Below are 16,319 nucleotides of genomic sequence, written 5' to 3'. Positions count from 1 at the left end.
ATCAGCATGACAGAGGTTTTCGCTATAGCGAGACATATTTGGCAACATATTGTGGTGAATGTGGCACTCAGCTACTTGTTATTTGTGCGCAATCACGTAATTTATCGGCAACTCTTTAAATAATAACAATAGCTAAAAAATATGAGCCTCAACTTTACCGAATCTAAACAACAAAAAGCGTTTTTACGAAAGCTATATATTGCTTACTTGATTGACAGTGAAAGGCATAACTTATTATCGCTACATAAGTTAACTAATATGCCGCGTCGAACCTTACAAGATGCTATTGCAGTATTGGGCGATTTAGCTATTGAGTGTGAGTTTATACAAGACGGCGAGCGTAATAATGCCGGTTTCTATCGTATAAACCAGTGGGGAGCCATCAACCGAGAATGGGTTGAGCTTCACCTTGCTGAGATTGAGCAGCAGCTTAGCTAAGTGTTTTTAATTGGCGATACTTGCAGTCGATAAGTGATAACTGTGAGTTTCGCTAGATTATTCGCATCTATAACGCCAGCGCTCTTGCGCGGGCATCACTTTGGCTGCCAAATGGGCAACCTTAGTGCGTTAGTGAGATCTGAATATACAAACTAAGCCTTTCAAATAAGCACTTAGTGCCTCTTTTCCCCAGTAGTCTCGTATCTTGAGCTGTTAATTTATCAAGCTTAGTCAATTGTTTGAGTTATTTAACACAAAATTAAGCCTTGCTTATTACACTGCGCGATCTTTTATAATCGATGGCTGATATTAGGCGTCGGTATTTTTAATTTAATGCATATTTATAGGAGCACGGCGTGCTTGCGAATGTTTCTGGCTTACAGTCACAACTAAAAAAAATTGATAATAGTAAGTTTTTTCAAGGCTTCATTATTTTCGTGATTGTGGTCTCTGCACTATCTATTGGTGCACATACTTACCATTTGCCGAGTTGGATGGAGAGCGGCCTTGCACTGTTAGATATTGGTATTACGGTGTTTTTTGCCATTGAAATTGTCATCCGCTTTTTAGCCAGCGATGGTCCCAAGCGATTTTTTAGTAATGGCTGGAACGTATTCGATACCATTATTGTGATTGGTAGTTTAGTACCAGCTGGTGGTTCGGCTATTTTACTTGCCCGTTTACTGCGTATTTTCAGAGTATTACGTCTAGTATCTATGATCCCAGAGCTGCGAATGTTGGTTAATGCACTGCTAAAAGCCATCCCTCGCATGGGTTATATTGCATTATTGATGTTTGTGATTTTCTATATTTATGGCGCCATAGGCAGCATGTTCTTCGCTCATGTGAATGATTTTCTTTGGGGCGATGTGTCAGTAGCTATGCTAACACTGTTTAGGATCTCTACATTCGAGTCATGGACTTCAATCATGTACGAAACCATGGCGGTATATCCATTAAGTTGGATTTATTATTTGAGCTTTATCTTTTTAACAGCATTTGTATTTTTGAATATGATGGTGGGTGCTGTCCTTGATGTGATGACTCAAGAAACCGCGGCTATGCGCGGTGAAGAAGAGGCTAAAGCACCTGAAGAACTACCAGCTAGTGCAGCTGATGTCGCAGAGCTAAAAGTGCAGATTGAGGAACTTAAAGGCCTATTGCTTAATAAAGCCAGCTAAGGCTGCAAAGTCTGATTATCACGGTCATTCATATTTTTTCATAATGTTGGTTTTTTAATTCATATTTACTCTCAAGGTTGTTAATAACTTGAGAGTAAGCTCTAACCAAATTTAGATACAAGCTTAGATGAAAACCTAAATTGTAAACTTAGGTGAAACTATAGATTAGTATGAGCTGATATTGCTAAGCTTAGCTAAATCTATGAATCGCTTAGGTTGAGCATTTAGATTAATAACTTAGATCGAAGATATTGGGATGATGATTATGAAATTTACACATGCAATTATGCTTGGTAGCTTAGTTATGGCTGGTATGGGCTCTGCTGTAGCAGCAGATGACAACGAGTTACTAGGTGGCCAAATTAGCGGTAATGTTAAGTTTGCAACCGACTATGTATTCCGTGGTGAATCTGAAACTATGGACGGTGATGTGCCTGTAGTACAGGGTACACTTGGTTGGGCGAATGATGACGGTTGGTACACAGGCGTATTTGCTTCAAACATTAAGTTTGCTGATCCTAACCTTGAAATTGTTACCGCACCTTACATTGGTAAAGCGGGCGCATTTGGTGACAGTGGCTTTACTTATGATGTAATGGTGTTTTCATATCTTTATCCAGGTGCATCTTACTCAAACTATACAGAGCTTTGGGTGCGAGTAGCTAAGCAGTTTGGCCAAGCAAATATTCAATTAGAAGTCACGCCAACATTAGATGATTGGTTTGGTGTTGATGGTTGGCAAGGTGTGAACTACGCGGTTCACCCGAGCTATGATTTCAATAATGGTGTGAAACTATCTGGTTCATTTGGTTACCAAGACCTTGATGGCGAAGGTGCTGAAGGTTGGACACACTGGAACTTAGGTGTTGAAGCTAATTATGTTGGTCTAACATTTGACTTGCGTTATCACGGAAGTTCAGTAGATAACACACACTTAGTTTACGGCACCCAAACAGAAATCTTTGATGACCGTGTTGTATTTGGTGTTAGCAAGAGCTTCTAATCTCACCTGTTAGGTCCCCCTTTAAAAGCCAGCTTTTTAAGTTGGCTTTTTTACATCTGGCTTTTATCTATTATCTCTTTGACTTTGTTGCGATTTAATACTTGCGAACGCAACTGCTCGCTTTACGTGCTAACTTGTGTATATTATGTGCCGCATTTACTGCTAATCACGGCTTGATTATGATTGGTATAAGTAGACACTTTTATAGATAAAAGCGGTTTAGGGTTGAGGTAATATATGGGCTACCGAGTACTGGTTGTTGATGATGAAGCTGTCATCAGAGCTAGATTAAAAGGCTATTTTGAGAAAGAAGGCTATGAAGTGCTTGAAGCTCAAGATGGTGATCAGATGTGGCACGAATTTGACCGCCAACACATCGATCTAGTCATGCTTGATATTAACTTACCTGGTGTTGATGGTCTAAGCCTAGCGCGCGAGCTGCGTAGTAAAAGTCATGTTGGAATTATCTTAGTTACAGGCCGAGATGAAACTATCGACAAGATTGTTGGTCTCGAAATGGGGGCTGATGATTACGTGACTAAACCCTTTGAACTCAGAGAGTTACTGGTTAGGGTTAAGAACCTATTATGGCGTATGTCATTGGTGAAAAAAGCGGTGGCCGATAGCGCTGAACAAGATGATCCTAATGACAATATCATCGCTTTTAACGATTACGTGTTAGAGCTTAATAGCCGTCAACTGACGCATCAAGGTGAACAGATCAAGCTAACAAAAGCTGAGTTTGAACTATTAACAGCATTTTCACTGCATCCACAACAAGTATTATCGCGTGAGCGCTTGATGATGCAAACAAGCCATCGAAATCAAGATGTTAATGACCGTACTATTGATGTCATTATTCGTCGTCTGCGCAATAAGTTATCTAGTGAGTTGTTTGTTACTGTGCACGGTGAAGGTTATTTGTTTGCCGCTAAGGTCAAAGACTAAAGCTTACTCGTTAGTGCTATTTTTTTAGGTTCTCGCCAATAGGTAGCCTTAAGATGAAAGATTAAGTGATAAGTGCTGCTAACTCTCATTAACCCGATAAATAGGGTAGTAATCCGCGGGGGGTAAACTGGTTTTTAGCACATTTTTATTGATGTGTTCAGGGTATAAGCTTTTAATTTGAGGCCCTATATCGCCAAATGCCTTAGCACCCTCAAGTTCTCTAACACAAATATCGATAGCCAACTTACCTTGCAAAACAACTTGATCGTCGTTACTAAACGCCACTTTACCGCGATAAATTCCACGTAAAACTGCAGGCGAAAGATAACTGCTTATGAGTTTTACTTTATCAGTCAGCTGATATTGCCTCAGTATGCTGACCCCCGCCTCAACGGCAACAGCGCTACCCAAAATATAATCTGGCGTTTGCGTATCAAGCAAGGCTTCTAGCTCATCACGATAAAGATTACGGTTGTTATCTGCATGATGCACTGCGCTAATAGTAACATTACTACCTTCGACCGTATCGATAAGGCCTTGCTCTACTGAATCGCTGCCTCCCAACTTATCGGGGCCAGTTAGTAAAGCAATTGTGGTTGGTTGTTTAGTTTGTTGCTTAACGTAATTGCCAGCCGTTACCCCCATTTGATACCAATTAACACCAATCCGAGTGTTGACCTTTTTGTGCTTAAGGCGATTGACTAAAGCGGTAATGGGTTTGGTGATAGGCGCTGAGTAATAATCTAAAAGCTTAGGACTGACGCTACCAATAATGATGGCATCAAAGTCTTGCTTCATACAGTTATCAAGCTGTGTAAGTTGTTTATCTAGACCATAGTAGCCACCAGCTTCAAATAGGGCTAGCTCAATGCCGAGCTGTTTAGATTGTTGCACTAGACCGTAATTAATCCCAGTCCAATAGGTATCTTTTAGGTGAGGCACCAACACACAAATACGCCAGGTTTGTTGGGCGGACTTGAGCGGCGTAAGGGTTAGTAACTTTGTTTGTTGATGGGTTTCTGCATAGGGCGTTCTTTGTTCGAGTGACCAAGTTGACGTGTTTGTTTCTGCGCAAACCATAGGGCTTAAAAGGCATAAGCCAAAAACCAGTAATAAGCGTTGCTGCAGAACTTTAACCATGGATAAGGTCTCTATGAATCGAATGAGTAAAGGATTAATATTGTATCAGCTTAACAGATAACAGTGAGTGTATTGTTTTTGCCTAAATCTCCTTTGCCCAAATTAACTTTATCAAGAAAAAGCCTCATTGGCCGACTGATGCTTGCATTTGGTCTACTGGGGTCATTGTTATTGCTGTTGGTGACGCTAGGAAGCATTAGCTTACGTGGCTTGCAAGAAGCAGATAAATATTTGTATAACCGCGCGCTACCTGCATCAGAGGCTGCGAGTCAGTTAGCTTTATCAAGCAGCGCTTTAGCCGAAAACGCTAAACAGTTAGGACTCACTGAAGATGAATCTCAGCGTCAGTTTGTCGGCCGAAAGCTGTCAATTGAAAGCGCTACCATGCTGGGTGAGATTAAAATTTTAAAGGCGCTTGAGGTTAATTTCGATTTTAGCCTTGAACAAAGTGCGTCAGAAATCATTGTCGATATCTCCAAGTTAGGAGAGCAGGTTGGTCGTCGTATTGCTGTCAGTGCCGATCTGCAACAGCAAGGCCGTGCGTTAGTTGATGCAGCCAATAAAAGTACTGAGTTATTGCTGGCAGAATTAGCCATTGTTGATTCGGGGATCTTATCGAAACTGAGTTTAGCTTACCCTGATGCAGTTGGAGCTGAAAAAACTGCGCAATTACTCGATACTCTTATCGAACGAGATTTGGATACCCAAGAACGGTTAAATCGCGCCCTAAAAATTGTGCATAATATCGCTTTAATTGGACAGATGTTCCAGTCTCCAGAGTTGGAGTCTGGAGTTTATTCATTGCTTGGAGATCTTGCGACTCGTTCTCCCCAAGTTCTCTATACCGTTCCTGCGCTAATTGCCGCACCAAAGAGCACGAAAGCTGGTAACGTAAATCAACAAGATAAGTTTGAAAGGGCGGTTACCAACGTTGAGAGTCGTTACCTATCTTCGCTTACCAGTTTAGCTAATATCATCCGAGATCCTAGCCGAACTAAAGCCTTATTAAAGCAATTTAGTGTGTTGCAAAAGCTGCCAGAAAGTATCGCTTTGCAGCAAGAGTATACCCAGTACAACCAAGCGCAAGAATTACAACTACAGAAGATTACCGACAAACTCGATGTACTTAATGATGTGGTAGCAACAGCCATGCAGTTTCAACGTCTAGAGGCTGAAAACGCTAGGCATGAATATTTGAAACAGCTGAGTTGGTCGAAAGCCGGGCTATGGGTAACGGGTTTACTGATGTTTCTAGTCATTTTCGTTGTAGTCTATAAAGTCATATACAAAGGTATTGCTTTAAAGCTTGATGCCGCGACTAAGGCGCTAGCTCAATTGAGTTTAGGTAATACAGCGGTAACCATCGATACCCAAGGTGATGACGAACTAGCTGCGATGGCGAGTGCCATTAAAGCCTTTAAACAAAAGACCGATCATAACCATAAATTACAGGCTGAACTTCGAGAAACCGCAGCAGAATTATATGAACACAAACAAGCATTAGAAGCCAAAGTTGAAGCGCGAACATTAGAATTAGCCGAAGCAAATATTCAGTTAGATAAAGAGTCTAAAGGCCACGTTATTGCCCGCGATATGGCCGAGCAAGCTAACCAAGCTAAGTCATTATTCTTAGCGACCATGAGCCATGAGATCCGCACTCCGTTAAACGGTCTTTTGGGAACGTTAACTTTGCTTGGACACTCAAACCTGCCGCCTGCCCAGCAACAAATGTTAGCGTTATCGCAATACAGCGGCACCCTGTTGCAAACGGTATTAAATGACATTTTAGATTTCTCGCGCTTAGAACAACGTAAGCTCGCTAATGAGCCGCGCGCGGTCGATTTAAATGAGCTGCTGGATCAGGTGTTGGCCATTATGTTAGCCGGAGCGGGCCTTGCCGGGCTCACTTTGCGCGGTACCCACACTGATTTACCTCAGTGGGTCTTTATTGATGGCCCTAAACTCAGGCAGGTATTGCTGAACTTGCTCGGTAATGCGATTAAATTTACTCCCCAAGGTATGGTTGAACTCACCGTTGAAGTTGTCGATAACCAGCTGCAATTTAAAGTGCAAGATACAGGGGTTGGTATTGATGCCGCAGCAATGAGGAAGCTATTTAAAGCCTACAGTAATGAATCAAGTAAAGGTCGAGATCGTGGTACAGGCCTAGGTTTAGCGATCAGTAAACAGTTAATCGAGCTAATGAATAGCGATGCCAACAATTATTGCAATAATCAGAGATTAGTCTCTGATATAGCCTTGAGCGATGAAGGAGTATGGGTCAAAAGTGAAGTCGGCAAGGGCAGCTGTTTTGGTTTTAGTTTGCCACTGGTTATTTGCGATTGCCCAGATATTGAATTACAAACCCAGGCGAAAACGGTTGCCGCAAAACATGTGTTAGTGATTGAAGACAATAAGATTAATGCCATGGTTGCTCAAGGATTTTTAGCTCACTTAGGGCATAGCTCTGAGCTGGCTAAAAGCTGTGAAGGGGCGAGGCAAATTTACACAGCAGCCACGGCCAGCCAGTTTGATGCCATTATGCTAGACATTCAGCTAGGTGATGGCTCTGGAGTTGAGTTATTGGCTGAGTTACAAGCTGTTAATCAACAGGCTGAGCATCAAATTGAAATAGCGGCTTTTACGGCACAGCTACAATCCGATGATATGGAAAATTATCAAGCTAGGGGCTTTAACTTGGTATTGATGAAACCCCTCGATATGCAAGCTCTATCGAGCTGGTTGGGTAACGCAGAGCCGTTAGCAGGTAAACAACCATCAGCAAGTAACCAGACATCTGTCGATGTAGAGCGATTAGCTAGTGGAAAGTCTTCAGTCAACCAAGACGTGGGGCAAGAGTTATTAGATACATCGCAATTGGAGCAAGACCTCAACTACCTTGGGCTTGAAACCGTGCAAGAATTAGCTGAGCTGTTTAAACAAACCAGTGAAGTGCACTTTACTGGTTTATTGCAGCAAGATGCAGATGTTAAACATATTTTGCACGCACTAAAGGGGAGTAGTGCCAATATAGGATTAGGCGCATTATCGGCCAAATGCAAACAGTTAGAGCTAGCAGGATTAACTGGAGATGAGTATCAAACTAATGAACATCAACCACTACAGGCGTTATGGTTACAGTCTCTTGATGCTTTAAGCCAATGGCTTGCTGAGCAAGTTTAGCCAATACTTTAAACCCGCAAGCAGCTCTTGAATGTCGTCACTGGTATTGACTGCGGGTCTATTTGAGTCGAGAAATTAACAACCTGTATCGACTGAACTTATGCTTGGTGTACCAGCTGTTTGCCAATGATAGTTAAAGTAGCAGTTAGTGGCTTTAACTTCGGCGGCAGTCGGTTGAGCGGTATCTAAAATGCTTTTAGGTGCACCAGCAACAGCATAACTGCCGTTTTCAACATAGATGCGATAGCGCCAGTTATTAACATCAAGTCCGGCTGCTTTAAATATTTCTGGAGGTGTTGCATAACCTGCGTTAAAACCCGTTCCGGTTGCTGTAGCAGCCCAAGGCTGATGATTGCTACCTGTTATCTCAGAGAAAGTCACCACATCGGTTAGGCTACTTCCAGAAGTTAGGGTTTTTGATTTAAATAGTGATACCGCTGATTTGACTGACCCTACAGCGCCTTTAATCGCTGCGCTATTAGCGTCAGATTTTAGGTTAATAAATTTAGGCGCCGCAATGACAGCTAATATGCCTAAAACGATGATCACCACCACAAGTTCAATCAAGGTGAAACCCGCTGTGGCAGAAGAGTACTTTGGATTGGTAGTCGTTTTCATTATGTCATTTCAACAGTCTAAGGATGAGTTAACAATGACACAGAAGAGTAGCAGATAAAAGTCATCAGAAAGGCCACAACAAGAAAAATCAGCTAAAACAAAAATGCCGACCATGGGTATCATGGTCGGCATTTTAAATTGTGCTTTTACTACAACAGCATGGTTAACTTAGTGGTTTTCGCTTTCAAGCCACTCGGCATCAGACTTGACCCAAGCATAGGTCAAGCGTGTTAATGCTTGATAAAAGTTGCCTGTATCAACCTCAGTAACCTTAGCAACAAAGTTGCCTAACCAGTTAGCTAAGTTAGCTTTAATAAAGTCATGCTGCTCCGCTGCAGTGCTATGAGTACAACGGTGAGCAACATAAGCCAAGATCACCGCTAGGTGGTCTGCAGGCTCTGGGAACTCACTTTGTACTTGCAGTTGACTCTGTTTTAAAAACTGAGTCATCTGCTGATGCTGTTCACCAAAGAGCAGTGGTTCATCGCCTTTCTTAGCTGGCTTATCTGTTAAGTATAAGCTGGCATAAGGTGATGCGCTGTGTTTAGTGCCTACCAAGAACAACCCGCAATAGTCGGCGGCAAGTTCTAGTAGAGCTCGGTCGGTATTAAGCGTTGCCAACTCGGCAACTAATACATCAACGTCAGCTTTAAACTCAGCTTCGCTACCCAGTTGTGCCCAAAATTGTTTAGCTTGGTCACTGGTTAAATCGTGCAGCGTTTTATGGTCAATTTCTTTGGCAAATAATGACGAAAGTAATTGATAAATTGTGCTTCTAACCTGATCAACTGGGTTAACTTCAACTGTCTCTGTGTTCACAGCATCTTTAATCATAATGCAATCTCAATAGGGCCGCTAAATGAACTAACTGCAGGTACTTTACCTTGATACTTTTCGTAGTCAACAAGACAAGTATATGCAGAACAAGCCTGTGCAAGCTTAGAGGTACCAATGTCCATTGTTAAGGTATTTGGATCGCCATAACTACAGATAGCCCCAATTTTTGCGCCGCCTTCCTTACTACCGTCTTCACCAACTGGGCCATACCATGCACCTTCTTCGATACGGATAACGCCGCGAGGGAATTTTTCCGATACCACAGCACCCGCTAGCAATTGTCCGCGGTCGTTGAACACGCGTACAATGTCACCTGATTTAATGCCACGTTTCTTAGCATCTTCAGGGTTTAGGTATACAGGCTCGCGACCGTTAACTGTGTAAGTTTCACGGAACTCTTCTGATTCACACATTTGTGAATGCAGACGCTTGTCTGGGTGGCAAGACTGCATCCAAATTGGGTGCTTGTCTGAACCTGGACCACCATGGCTACGTTCTGCTTTTTCCATCCAAGTTGGGTGGCCTGGGCAGTCATCGTATTCATATTGAGCAATCTTACGGCTGAAGATCTCAATCAAACCAGAAGGCGTACCCAGTGGATTGATTTCTGGATCATCTCTAAATGCCGCGTGACGTACCCAAGGCTTACCTTCGCCAAAGTACACGTAACCTTCTTTCCAGAACTCTTCGAATTCAGGCATTTCAAACTTGCCTGCATTCGCTGCTTTACAGTCGTTGTAAAGCTTCACTAACCAGTCGTGCTCTGTCATGCCGCGAGTGTATTCTTTCTCTTTGCCAAGTAGTGCAGCAAAGCGCGTAAAGATCTCGAAGTCTGAAAGACTTTCAAATAACGGCTCAACCATCTTCTGCATCGCAAGCAAACCGCGGTTTGCGTATGCGCCATAGATGTCGATATCGTTACGTTCAAACGTGGTACATGCAGGCAGTACGATGTCTGAGAAACGACAAGTCGCCGTCCAGTTCATATCGATCGATACGATGCACTCAAGCTTGTGGAACGCTTTCTTCATGCGGTTACGATCTTGGTGATGGTTCCATGGGTTGTTACCTGAGAACACCATCATCTTAATGTCTGGATAAGTCACTTTAGAGCCGTTTGAGTCAATGGTTTTACCAGGCTCAAGGATTGAGTCAATCCAACGCGCAACAGGAATTGTGTTGCTTGCGCCTTTAAAATCATTGCTATCAAAAATAGGCTTCTGGCCTTCATCAAGGTTACGTGGGAACGCACCTGGCGCCGCAGCACCTGAAGACGGCACACCAATACTTGAGTAGTGGTGACCATAGCTAATACCGCCGCCAGGTAGGCCGATTTGACCAATCATGGTTGCAAGTACTGCTGCCATCCAGTAAGGCTGCTCACCGTGTTGCTGACGCTGAATACACCAACCCATCAACATCTGTGTGCGATCTTTAGTCATTACCTTAGCAAGGTCACGGATGATTTCTGCTGAAACACCTGTGATCTCTGCTGCCCACTCAGGTGTTTTCTCTACACCGTCAGTTTGGCCTTTAATGTAAGGTAAGAACTTGTCGAAGCCTAAGCTGTAACCTTCAATGAACTTAGTGTCATGAAGGTTCTTTTCTACCATTTCGTGAGCAATACCTAGCATTAGCGCTACGTCGGTTTGCGGATTAATGTAAAGTTGCTCACAACCTAGGTATTGCTGTGTTTTCGTGACGACTGGGTCAATACTAATCACACGAATTTCGCCTTTGGCTACTTTCTCTTTTAACTGAGCAAGGTAAGCGTAAGACTCATGTGTTTCAGCGTTCCAGCCGACTTGTAGGTTCTTGTATGGATCATTCGACCATAAAATGATGGTTTTAGAATGCTCCAGAATTAACGACCAAGAGGTACCTTGAGCGTAAACTTCGGTAGAACCTAAGATGTAAGGTAAAATCGTTTGCCCAGCACCTGTAGAATAGTCACCAATCTTCTTAACGAAGTTACCGTGCATGCCCACAGCGCGTTGCATGTGGCTGGTGCTTGAGTGCAACTGACCCGTTGCGCGCCAACCTGTTTGCCCCGCGTGTAGTCCTGATGGACCATACTTAGTTTGCACTTCATCAAGTGAATCTTTAAATAGGCGTAGTGCCTTATCCCAAGTTACACGTACAAAGCGAAAATCACCGCGTTGTGTGGTATCGCTTTGGTGACCTTTTAATAAAAAGTCTAAGCGTACCATTGGGTAACGAACGCGTGATGGGTTGTAAACTAAGCCCTTAATACCGTTGATCATATCGGTTGGATACATATCGGTATCGAAAGGTTTAACTTCAGAGATCACGCCGTTCTTGCGCTTCATCTTGAACGCACCGAAGTGCGCTCCTGTTGTTAGCCAGCCGTCAGATGCATCCGCGCCAGCTGCCGCTAAAGCGTTTAGTGGCGCAAGTACTGATGATCCGCTAAGTACGACATAAGATGTTCCTACTAAGCCTTTTAGAAAGTCTCTTCTGTTCATTACGCTATGTCCTATTAGTGAGCTGACTTATCGAAAGTTGATGAATGCTCTTGTAAATACTTTTGTACCAAAGCCTGTGTATCTTGATCCATGTTGACGAATGCGATCATGCCTTGGAACATACCTGGCCATGTGTTGGCATCAAAATGCGCTTCAGCAGGCTGGGTGTGACATACGCTACAGCTTGTGCTGTAAGTGCTACGAGCGTAATCCCAAAGTGGTTGAAGGTCTGTTAGCAAGTAGTCGGTATCAGTCCAGATATCTGCTTCAACACGTTGCCATTTAAGGCCTGTCATTGGATCTTCTTTCTCTTCGAAAGTTCTAATCACACCTTCTTCTAGCGCAGCGTCTTTAGTTAACTGAGCCGATAGAATGTTTAAGCCAAAGTCGTAGTAGATCACGCGGCCAGCACCGATTTTCTTTCTCCAACCTTCGATTCCAATCTTAGCGCGGCTACCTTTCACTTCTAAGATTTTCACCTTAGTTGCGATATTAAGGGTACCGGCTTCAACGTCTGTTTTTTCATTGAAGAATAATGGCTTAGTCAATGCTGAGAAGTAAGTTTGACCCACTTGTAAACCTGTTACGCCGCGGCCTACTTCTGCAATTAGTTCAGGTGCACGAGCGGTACCCATTTCAGGTAGTTTGTGCGCAATACCTTTGTGACAGTCAACACAACTTTGGTCTAGCTCTGCTGCGCGCTTCATCTGCTTAACAGCAAGCTTAGACATGCTGTCCCACTTCATTGAATCGTACTGGTGACAGTTTTTACATGCTGCTGACTTATCACGGTCAAAACGTTTCCACTCACGGCTAGCCATTTCAAGACGTTTATCTTCAAATTTCTCTGGCGTGCTTACGGTGTTGAATAACCAACCGTATACATCGTGAGACGCTTCTAACTTACGGGCAATCTTACGGCCATAGTTATGTGGTACGTGGCAGTCTGGACAGGTTGCACGAACGCCTGAGTGATTTGAAAAATGCACTGTCTGTTGTAGCTCTTTGTACGGTGTACTTTCCATACTGTGACAGCTGATACAGAACTCTTCTGTGTTCGTCGCTTCTAGAGCTGTGTTAAAACCACCCCAGAAGATAATGCCCATTAGAAAGGCAGAAATACTGACACTTCCTAAGGTTAGATATTTAGCTGGTTTAGTTAGTGTGCGCCAGATGTTAAGTAACCATCTCATAACGGCATCCTCGTGATAAATTTAAAAATAGTTATTGAAATTAGTGAGACGCAACGCCACTAAATGTAAGCATGATCCAGATAACCAAGCCATATACGCTAACAACCGTGGCGGCTAATGCTGGAAATAGAATGAAGATGATAAAGCCCAGTGCCTTTAATTCATCTTTCTTACTGCTAACGTGTTCTTTTGGGGGACATTGCTCAGTCATGACTGTGTGCTCCGGCTAATCCATATTTTTTGATTGAGGTAAGTATAGTTAGTTAATGTGAATAGTGATGAGGGCATCAATGAATGAGATAAGACAACTTATGACAAAATATGAATGGATTTCTCATCATGTATTTTATTATTAATTTAGGCTTAATTTTATATCAGTTTTAGCTGTATTTTTAAATACTAAATAAAGAAAGGGTTATAAAAGCACTAAAAATAAAGTGATGATAATTATTTTAGTGCTTGTTTATGACAGGTTTTGTAGCAAGAAGAGGTGAAGAGAGGCTTACTTTGAGAACACAATATAAGCGATAAAGCCTATCCAGCTCAGGGTGAGTAATCCCCATGGCAGGTAAGGGCTAGCTGCGCGATCTTCTATATTGCTATGGTCCTGAGCGGCGATGTTAGCTTCACGAGCTTTGGCACGGCTTTCTTGTTTGCGCACTTTATCACGCTCTCTGGCCTTGCCTTTTTGCAGTTTCTTGTATTCAGCGATGCCTTTTTCGATCCCTTGAGCAATAAGCTTAGTCTGCTCTTTGGTTTGTCCCGGTTTTTGGGTTGATTTAGCCACTTGCAGTGCTTCTGTTTTAGTTTCATCAGAAATCACTTTTTTTGCTGCTGATGGTTTAGTGCCTGCTGGCTTATGGGTGGATTTTTTTGCGTTTGTAGCTGCCATGAATATTTGAATGCCTAGCGAAGAATAAGCGCACTATATCAGCTCTACTTTGAGTTGTGCAGTGCGCTTAAAATTTAGGCTGCTAGCTTGCTATGGCATGAGGTGAGTGAGTTTGTTGGTGACTCGTTTTAGGCTGCAGTGGATTTTCAGCTAAAAACTCGAATAGTCCCGTTTGCATGTTTACGTTCCAAAAACGCCCGGCCAAGGTCAAGGTGAGCTGGTTTTGCGTTAACTCGGCTAAGCCATTGGTACGCCATGCGTTAAACAGAGGCGTTAAATGCAGTGCCATTGGGCTTTGCAATAAGTTGAGATCTAACTGGCCGCTATCCAGGCCGCGTTTGAAAATAGCATCTAAGCTAGCCGACGGATTGGGGCTCATTAACATACCTGGTACTTGAACTGGTGCATTGGCTGTCGAGTCATTTGCTATTCGCTCATTTGGAGAGCTGGCTTCATCATGGGCCTGATGCCATTTTTTTAAGTCTCGGGCGTTCATACAGCCATGACCGTGAATACTGCCACCAGCTCCAGCACCGAAGGGTAAGATCTCAATGCCACTCTTAGCCAGACTATTGTATATACTGCGCTCACGGCTATCTCGGCGCCAATGGCAGCTTGATAACCGCTGCCAGTTTTGTGCTTCAAAGTGATGAGCGCCACTGGCGTACATATTGGCGCGAGTTTGGCTGTCAGCTTGAAACTCGCTTAAGGCGGTACCGAGAATCTTACCTTTTTCACGTGCATGTTCGATACGAGTGCCGCTCAAACCGATTAGTTGATACAGATCGACGCCATGCACACCACTATCGATAACCGCTTGTAGATCTTGCTGCCAAATATCTAAAGTTTGGCCTGGTAGGCCGAAAATCAAATCAATGACGATGCTAGCACTTGGGTGTTGGCTAAGTTGCTGTAAGCGGTTAAGCAAAAAATCTTTATCATCAAAGCGACCAGCTGCTTGGCGCACTTGAGTGTCAAAGCTTTGAACCCCGAATGAAAAACGGTTAAAGCCATTTGCTGTGGCGTTATGCCATTTATCATCGTCAAAGCCGTTGAGTCTGCCCTCTAATGTCACTTCTGCATTGTCTACTAGCGGAAAACGACTAATGGCTTCACCGAGTTGTTTGACTTCATCGCTACTGATGTCAGTGGGTGTGCCACCGCCAACATAGACGGTATTAAATCCACGGCTTTGCGCCAGCGGTGTATCGGCAGCGATATGCAGTTGCTCGGTAAGGTTTTTGATGTAACGACTGATCCGCTCAGGATTGGTGCCGTTTTCAAAAAAATTACAGAAGCTGCAGCGCTTACGGCAAAACGGAATATGAATATATAAAGCACGTTCAGATGCTTGGCTCGGTTGCTGCCACCATTGTTGCCACTGCTGTGGCTCAAGAAATACAGGGCGGCTGCCTCCGCGACCAGCATGGGGCGCACTTTTAACCTTAAAGGCATGCTGCAACGGATCAGGGCTAGCAATGCCTGTCATGCTTGGCGTTAAAATCATCACGGCTCTCAACATAGAAAAGTTATTTTGATAATGATAATTATTATCAATTGTAGTTTTGGTGCGATAGATCAACTAATTCTTCTTTGCAATGTAAAGTTCTAAACCACTTTAGGTGTTGTTGGGCAATATTCTGGGGGGGAGTAAAATAGCTAAGCTGACGGTTCGTGGGTGAGTTAGCGGAGCATGAGAGAAGAGAAGTATTACTCGCTGAATGGGCGGTGTCCTTACCGCCCTTAAACAAAAGTGATGTTGTCTCATCGCTGCTTATGCAGGGGTATTGCTGTAGCGATTGACTCACTATGGCTAACAAGCCGCATTTTCATAGCAAGTCGTGATTAGCTAGCAAGCTGTGGCACGACTGCGAACAATAAAAGCGCGAGTGTGGTCATAGGTTAGGTTGTATAAAAAGGCATAAATAGTGATAAAAACCGTCACGCCTATATCCATGATAAGCGCTTCTACTATACCAATATTAAGAATGTAAGCCATTACTGGCACGGTAAAAAATAGTAAACCGACTTCAAATAAGGTCACGTGTACAATTCGAACTTTTAACGGGCGCTTTTCTTTGTCGCCAGTGATCACTCGATCAAAGCCCCAGTTGAATATGAAGTTCCAAATCATGGCAATGGTCGCAACAACTATCATCATTCCTGATAGTGATTTAACATCGAAATCAGTAAAAATAGCTAAGCCGATAATTGAAAATGTTACCGCTAATACTTCAAACAATACAGAGTGAAAAACTCGCTCTATAATACTCATTAATTACTCCAAAAAACGTCACATGTATATATGTCAGCCTATAAGGGCTGTAAAAGGGCGCTGATTATTACAGGAAAAATGAGTAAGCAAAGTTAATAGCTATCACATTTAGTGATGGTTTGCGG

14 protein-coding genes are annotated in these 16,319 nt (G+C 43.1%); 5 read left to right on the top strand and 9 right to left on the bottom strand.

Annotated features, from left to right (window positions below; all coding sequences use genetic code 11):
* Positions 1-141 precede the first annotated feature (141 nt).
* The 4 genes from AB4298_RS01060 to torR all read left to right on the top strand — a co-directional run bounded on the left by AB4298_RS01060 (position 142) and on the right by torR (position 3,570).
* Positions 142-438, top strand: coding sequence for a winged helix-turn-helix domain-containing protein (locus AB4298_RS01060; RefSeq protein WP_248998924.1), 297 nt, complete (start codon positions 142-144; stop codon positions 436-438).
* Positions 439-794: 356 nt separating this feature from the next.
* On the top strand, positions 795-1,619 hold the full coding sequence (locus AB4298_RS01055) for an ion transporter (RefSeq protein WP_371985462.1): 825 nt from the start codon (positions 795-797) through the stop codon (positions 1,617-1,619).
* 265 nt (positions 1,620-1,884) lie between these two features.
* Positions 1,885-2,622: a TorF family putative porin gene (locus AB4298_RS01050; protein ID WP_371985461.1), complete on the top strand. Its 738-nt coding sequence runs from the start codon at positions 1,885-1,887 to the stop codon at positions 2,620-2,622.
* A gap of 237 nt (positions 2,623-2,859) precedes the next feature.
* Positions 2,860-3,570 carry a two-component system response regulator TorR gene (gene torR / locus AB4298_RS01045; protein ID WP_248998927.1) on the top strand — a complete coding sequence of 237 codons (711 nt, stop codon included), beginning with the start codon at positions 2,860-2,862 and terminating at the stop codon, positions 3,568-3,570.
* A 78-nt stretch (positions 3,571-3,648) separates the two neighbouring features.
* Here the strand turns inward: torR and torT are convergent, their stop codons facing one another.
* Positions 3,649-4,710, bottom strand: coding sequence for a TMAO reductase system periplasmic protein TorT (torT, locus tag AB4298_RS01040; protein ID WP_248998928.1), 1,062 nt, complete (start codon positions 4,708-4,710; stop codon positions 3,649-3,651).
* A 138-nt stretch (positions 4,711-4,848) separates the two neighbouring features.
* Here torT and torS point away from each other — a divergent pair, with 138 nt between their 5' ends.
* Entirely contained in the window at positions 4,849-7,893 is a 3,045-nt protein-coding gene (gene torS / locus AB4298_RS01035) for a TMAO reductase system sensor histidine kinase/response regulator TorS (protein ID WP_371985460.1), read from the top strand.
* Positions 7,894-7,968: 75 nt separating this feature from the next.
* Here the strand turns inward: torS and AB4298_RS01030 are convergent, their stop codons facing one another.
* The 8 genes from AB4298_RS01030 to AB4298_RS00995 form a co-directional block, all read right to left on the bottom strand.
* Positions 7,969-8,511, bottom strand: a complete 543-nt coding sequence (locus tag AB4298_RS01030; RefSeq protein WP_371985459.1) for a type II secretion system protein — start codon at positions 8,509-8,511, stop codon at positions 7,969-7,971.
* A 168-nt stretch (positions 8,512-8,679) separates the two neighbouring features.
* Complete coding sequence (gene torD, locus AB4298_RS01025; protein WP_371985458.1) at positions 8,680-9,345, bottom strand: molecular chaperone TorD; 666 nt, start codon at positions 9,343-9,345, stop codon at positions 8,680-8,682.
* Positions 9,342-11,834, bottom strand: a complete 2,493-nt coding sequence (gene torA, locus AB4298_RS01020; protein ID WP_248998932.1) for a trimethylamine-N-oxide reductase TorA — start codon at positions 11,832-11,834, stop codon at positions 9,342-9,344. Before torA ends, torD begins: the two co-directional genes overlap by 4 nt.
* A 14-nt stretch (positions 11,835-11,848) precedes the next feature.
* Positions 11,849-13,027 (bottom strand): pentaheme c-type cytochrome TorC, encoded by a 1,179-nt coding sequence (gene torC, locus AB4298_RS01015; protein ID WP_371985457.1) that lies wholly within the window; start codon positions 13,025-13,027, stop codon positions 11,849-11,851.
* Between the two features lie 40 nt (positions 13,028-13,067).
* Entirely contained in the window at positions 13,068-13,238 is a 171-nt protein-coding gene (locus AB4298_RS01010; protein WP_248998934.1) for a periplasmic nitrate reductase, NapE protein, read from the bottom strand.
* A 291-nt stretch (positions 13,239-13,529) separates the two neighbouring features.
* On the bottom strand, positions 13,530-13,919 hold the full coding sequence (locus AB4298_RS01005; RefSeq protein ID WP_371985456.1) for a DUF2956 domain-containing protein: 390 nt from the start codon (positions 13,917-13,919) through the stop codon (positions 13,530-13,532).
* 82 nt (positions 13,920-14,001) lie between these two features.
* Positions 14,002-15,426 carry a heme anaerobic degradation radical SAM methyltransferase ChuW/HutW gene (gene hutW, locus AB4298_RS01000; RefSeq protein WP_371985455.1) on the bottom strand — a complete coding sequence of 475 codons (1,425 nt, stop codon included), beginning with the start codon at positions 15,424-15,426 and terminating at the stop codon, positions 14,002-14,004.
* A 342-nt stretch (positions 15,427-15,768) separates the two neighbouring features.
* Positions 15,769-16,194, bottom strand: a complete 426-nt coding sequence (locus AB4298_RS00995) for a PACE efflux transporter (RefSeq protein WP_371985454.1) — start codon at positions 16,192-16,194, stop codon at positions 15,769-15,771.
* Between the last annotated feature and the right edge of the window lie 125 nt (positions 16,195-16,319).

It is taken from the genome of Shewanella sp. 10N.261.52.F9, from assembly GCF_041471165.1.
GTDB lineage: Bacteria > Pseudomonadota > Gammaproteobacteria > Enterobacterales > Shewanellaceae > Shewanella > Shewanella marinintestina.
This window is presented reverse-complemented; position numbering and strand designations above follow the sequence as displayed.

What these genes read in the sequence shown, in the direction of transcription:
- AB4298_RS01050 (WP_371985461.1), top strand. Translation starts at nt 1,885, where the DNA reads ATGAAATTTACACATGCAATTATGCTTGGTAGCTTAGTTATGGCTGGT.
- AB4298_RS01060 (WP_248998924.1), top strand. Translation starts at nt 142, where the DNA reads ATGAGCCTCAACTTTACCGAATCTAAACAACAAAAAGCGTTTTTACGA.
- hutW (WP_371985455.1), bottom strand. Translation starts at nt 15,426, where the DNA reads ATGATTTTAACGCCAAGCATGACAGGCATTGCTAGCCCTGATCCGTTG.
- AB4298_RS01010 (WP_248998934.1), bottom strand. Translation starts at nt 13,238, where the DNA reads ATGACTGAGCAATGTCCCCCAAAAGAACACGTTAGCAGTAAGAAAGAT.
- torD (WP_371985458.1), bottom strand. Translation starts at nt 9,345, where the DNA reads ATGATTAAAGATGCTGTGAACACAGAGACAGTTGAAGTTAACCCAGTT.
- AB4298_RS01005 (WP_371985456.1), bottom strand. Translation starts at nt 13,919, where the DNA reads ATGGCAGCTACAAACGCAAAAAAATCCACCCATAAGCCAGCAGGCACT.
- torS (WP_371985460.1), top strand. Translation starts at nt 4,849, where the DNA reads ATGCTTGCATTTGGTCTACTGGGGTCATTGTTATTGCTGTTGGTGACG.
- torT (WP_248998928.1), bottom strand. Translation starts at nt 4,710, where the DNA reads ATGGTTAAAGTTCTGCAGCAACGCTTATTACTGGTTTTTGGCTTATGC.
- torC (WP_371985457.1), bottom strand. Translation starts at nt 13,027, where the DNA reads ATGAGATGGTTACTTAACATCTGGCGCACACTAACTAAACCAGCTAAA.
- AB4298_RS01030 (WP_371985459.1), bottom strand. Translation starts at nt 8,511, where the DNA reads ATGAAAACGACTACCAATCCAAAGTACTCTTCTGCCACAGCGGGTTTC.
- torR (WP_248998927.1), top strand. Translation starts at nt 2,860, where the DNA reads ATGGGCTACCGAGTACTGGTTGTTGATGATGAAGCTGTCATCAGAGCT.
- torA (WP_248998932.1), bottom strand. Translation starts at nt 11,834, where the DNA reads ATGAACAGAAGAGACTTTCTAAAAGGCTTAGTAGGAACATCTTATGTC.
- AB4298_RS00995 (WP_371985454.1), bottom strand. Translation starts at nt 16,194, where the DNA reads ATGAGTATTATAGAGCGAGTTTTTCACTCTGTATTGTTTGAAGTATTA.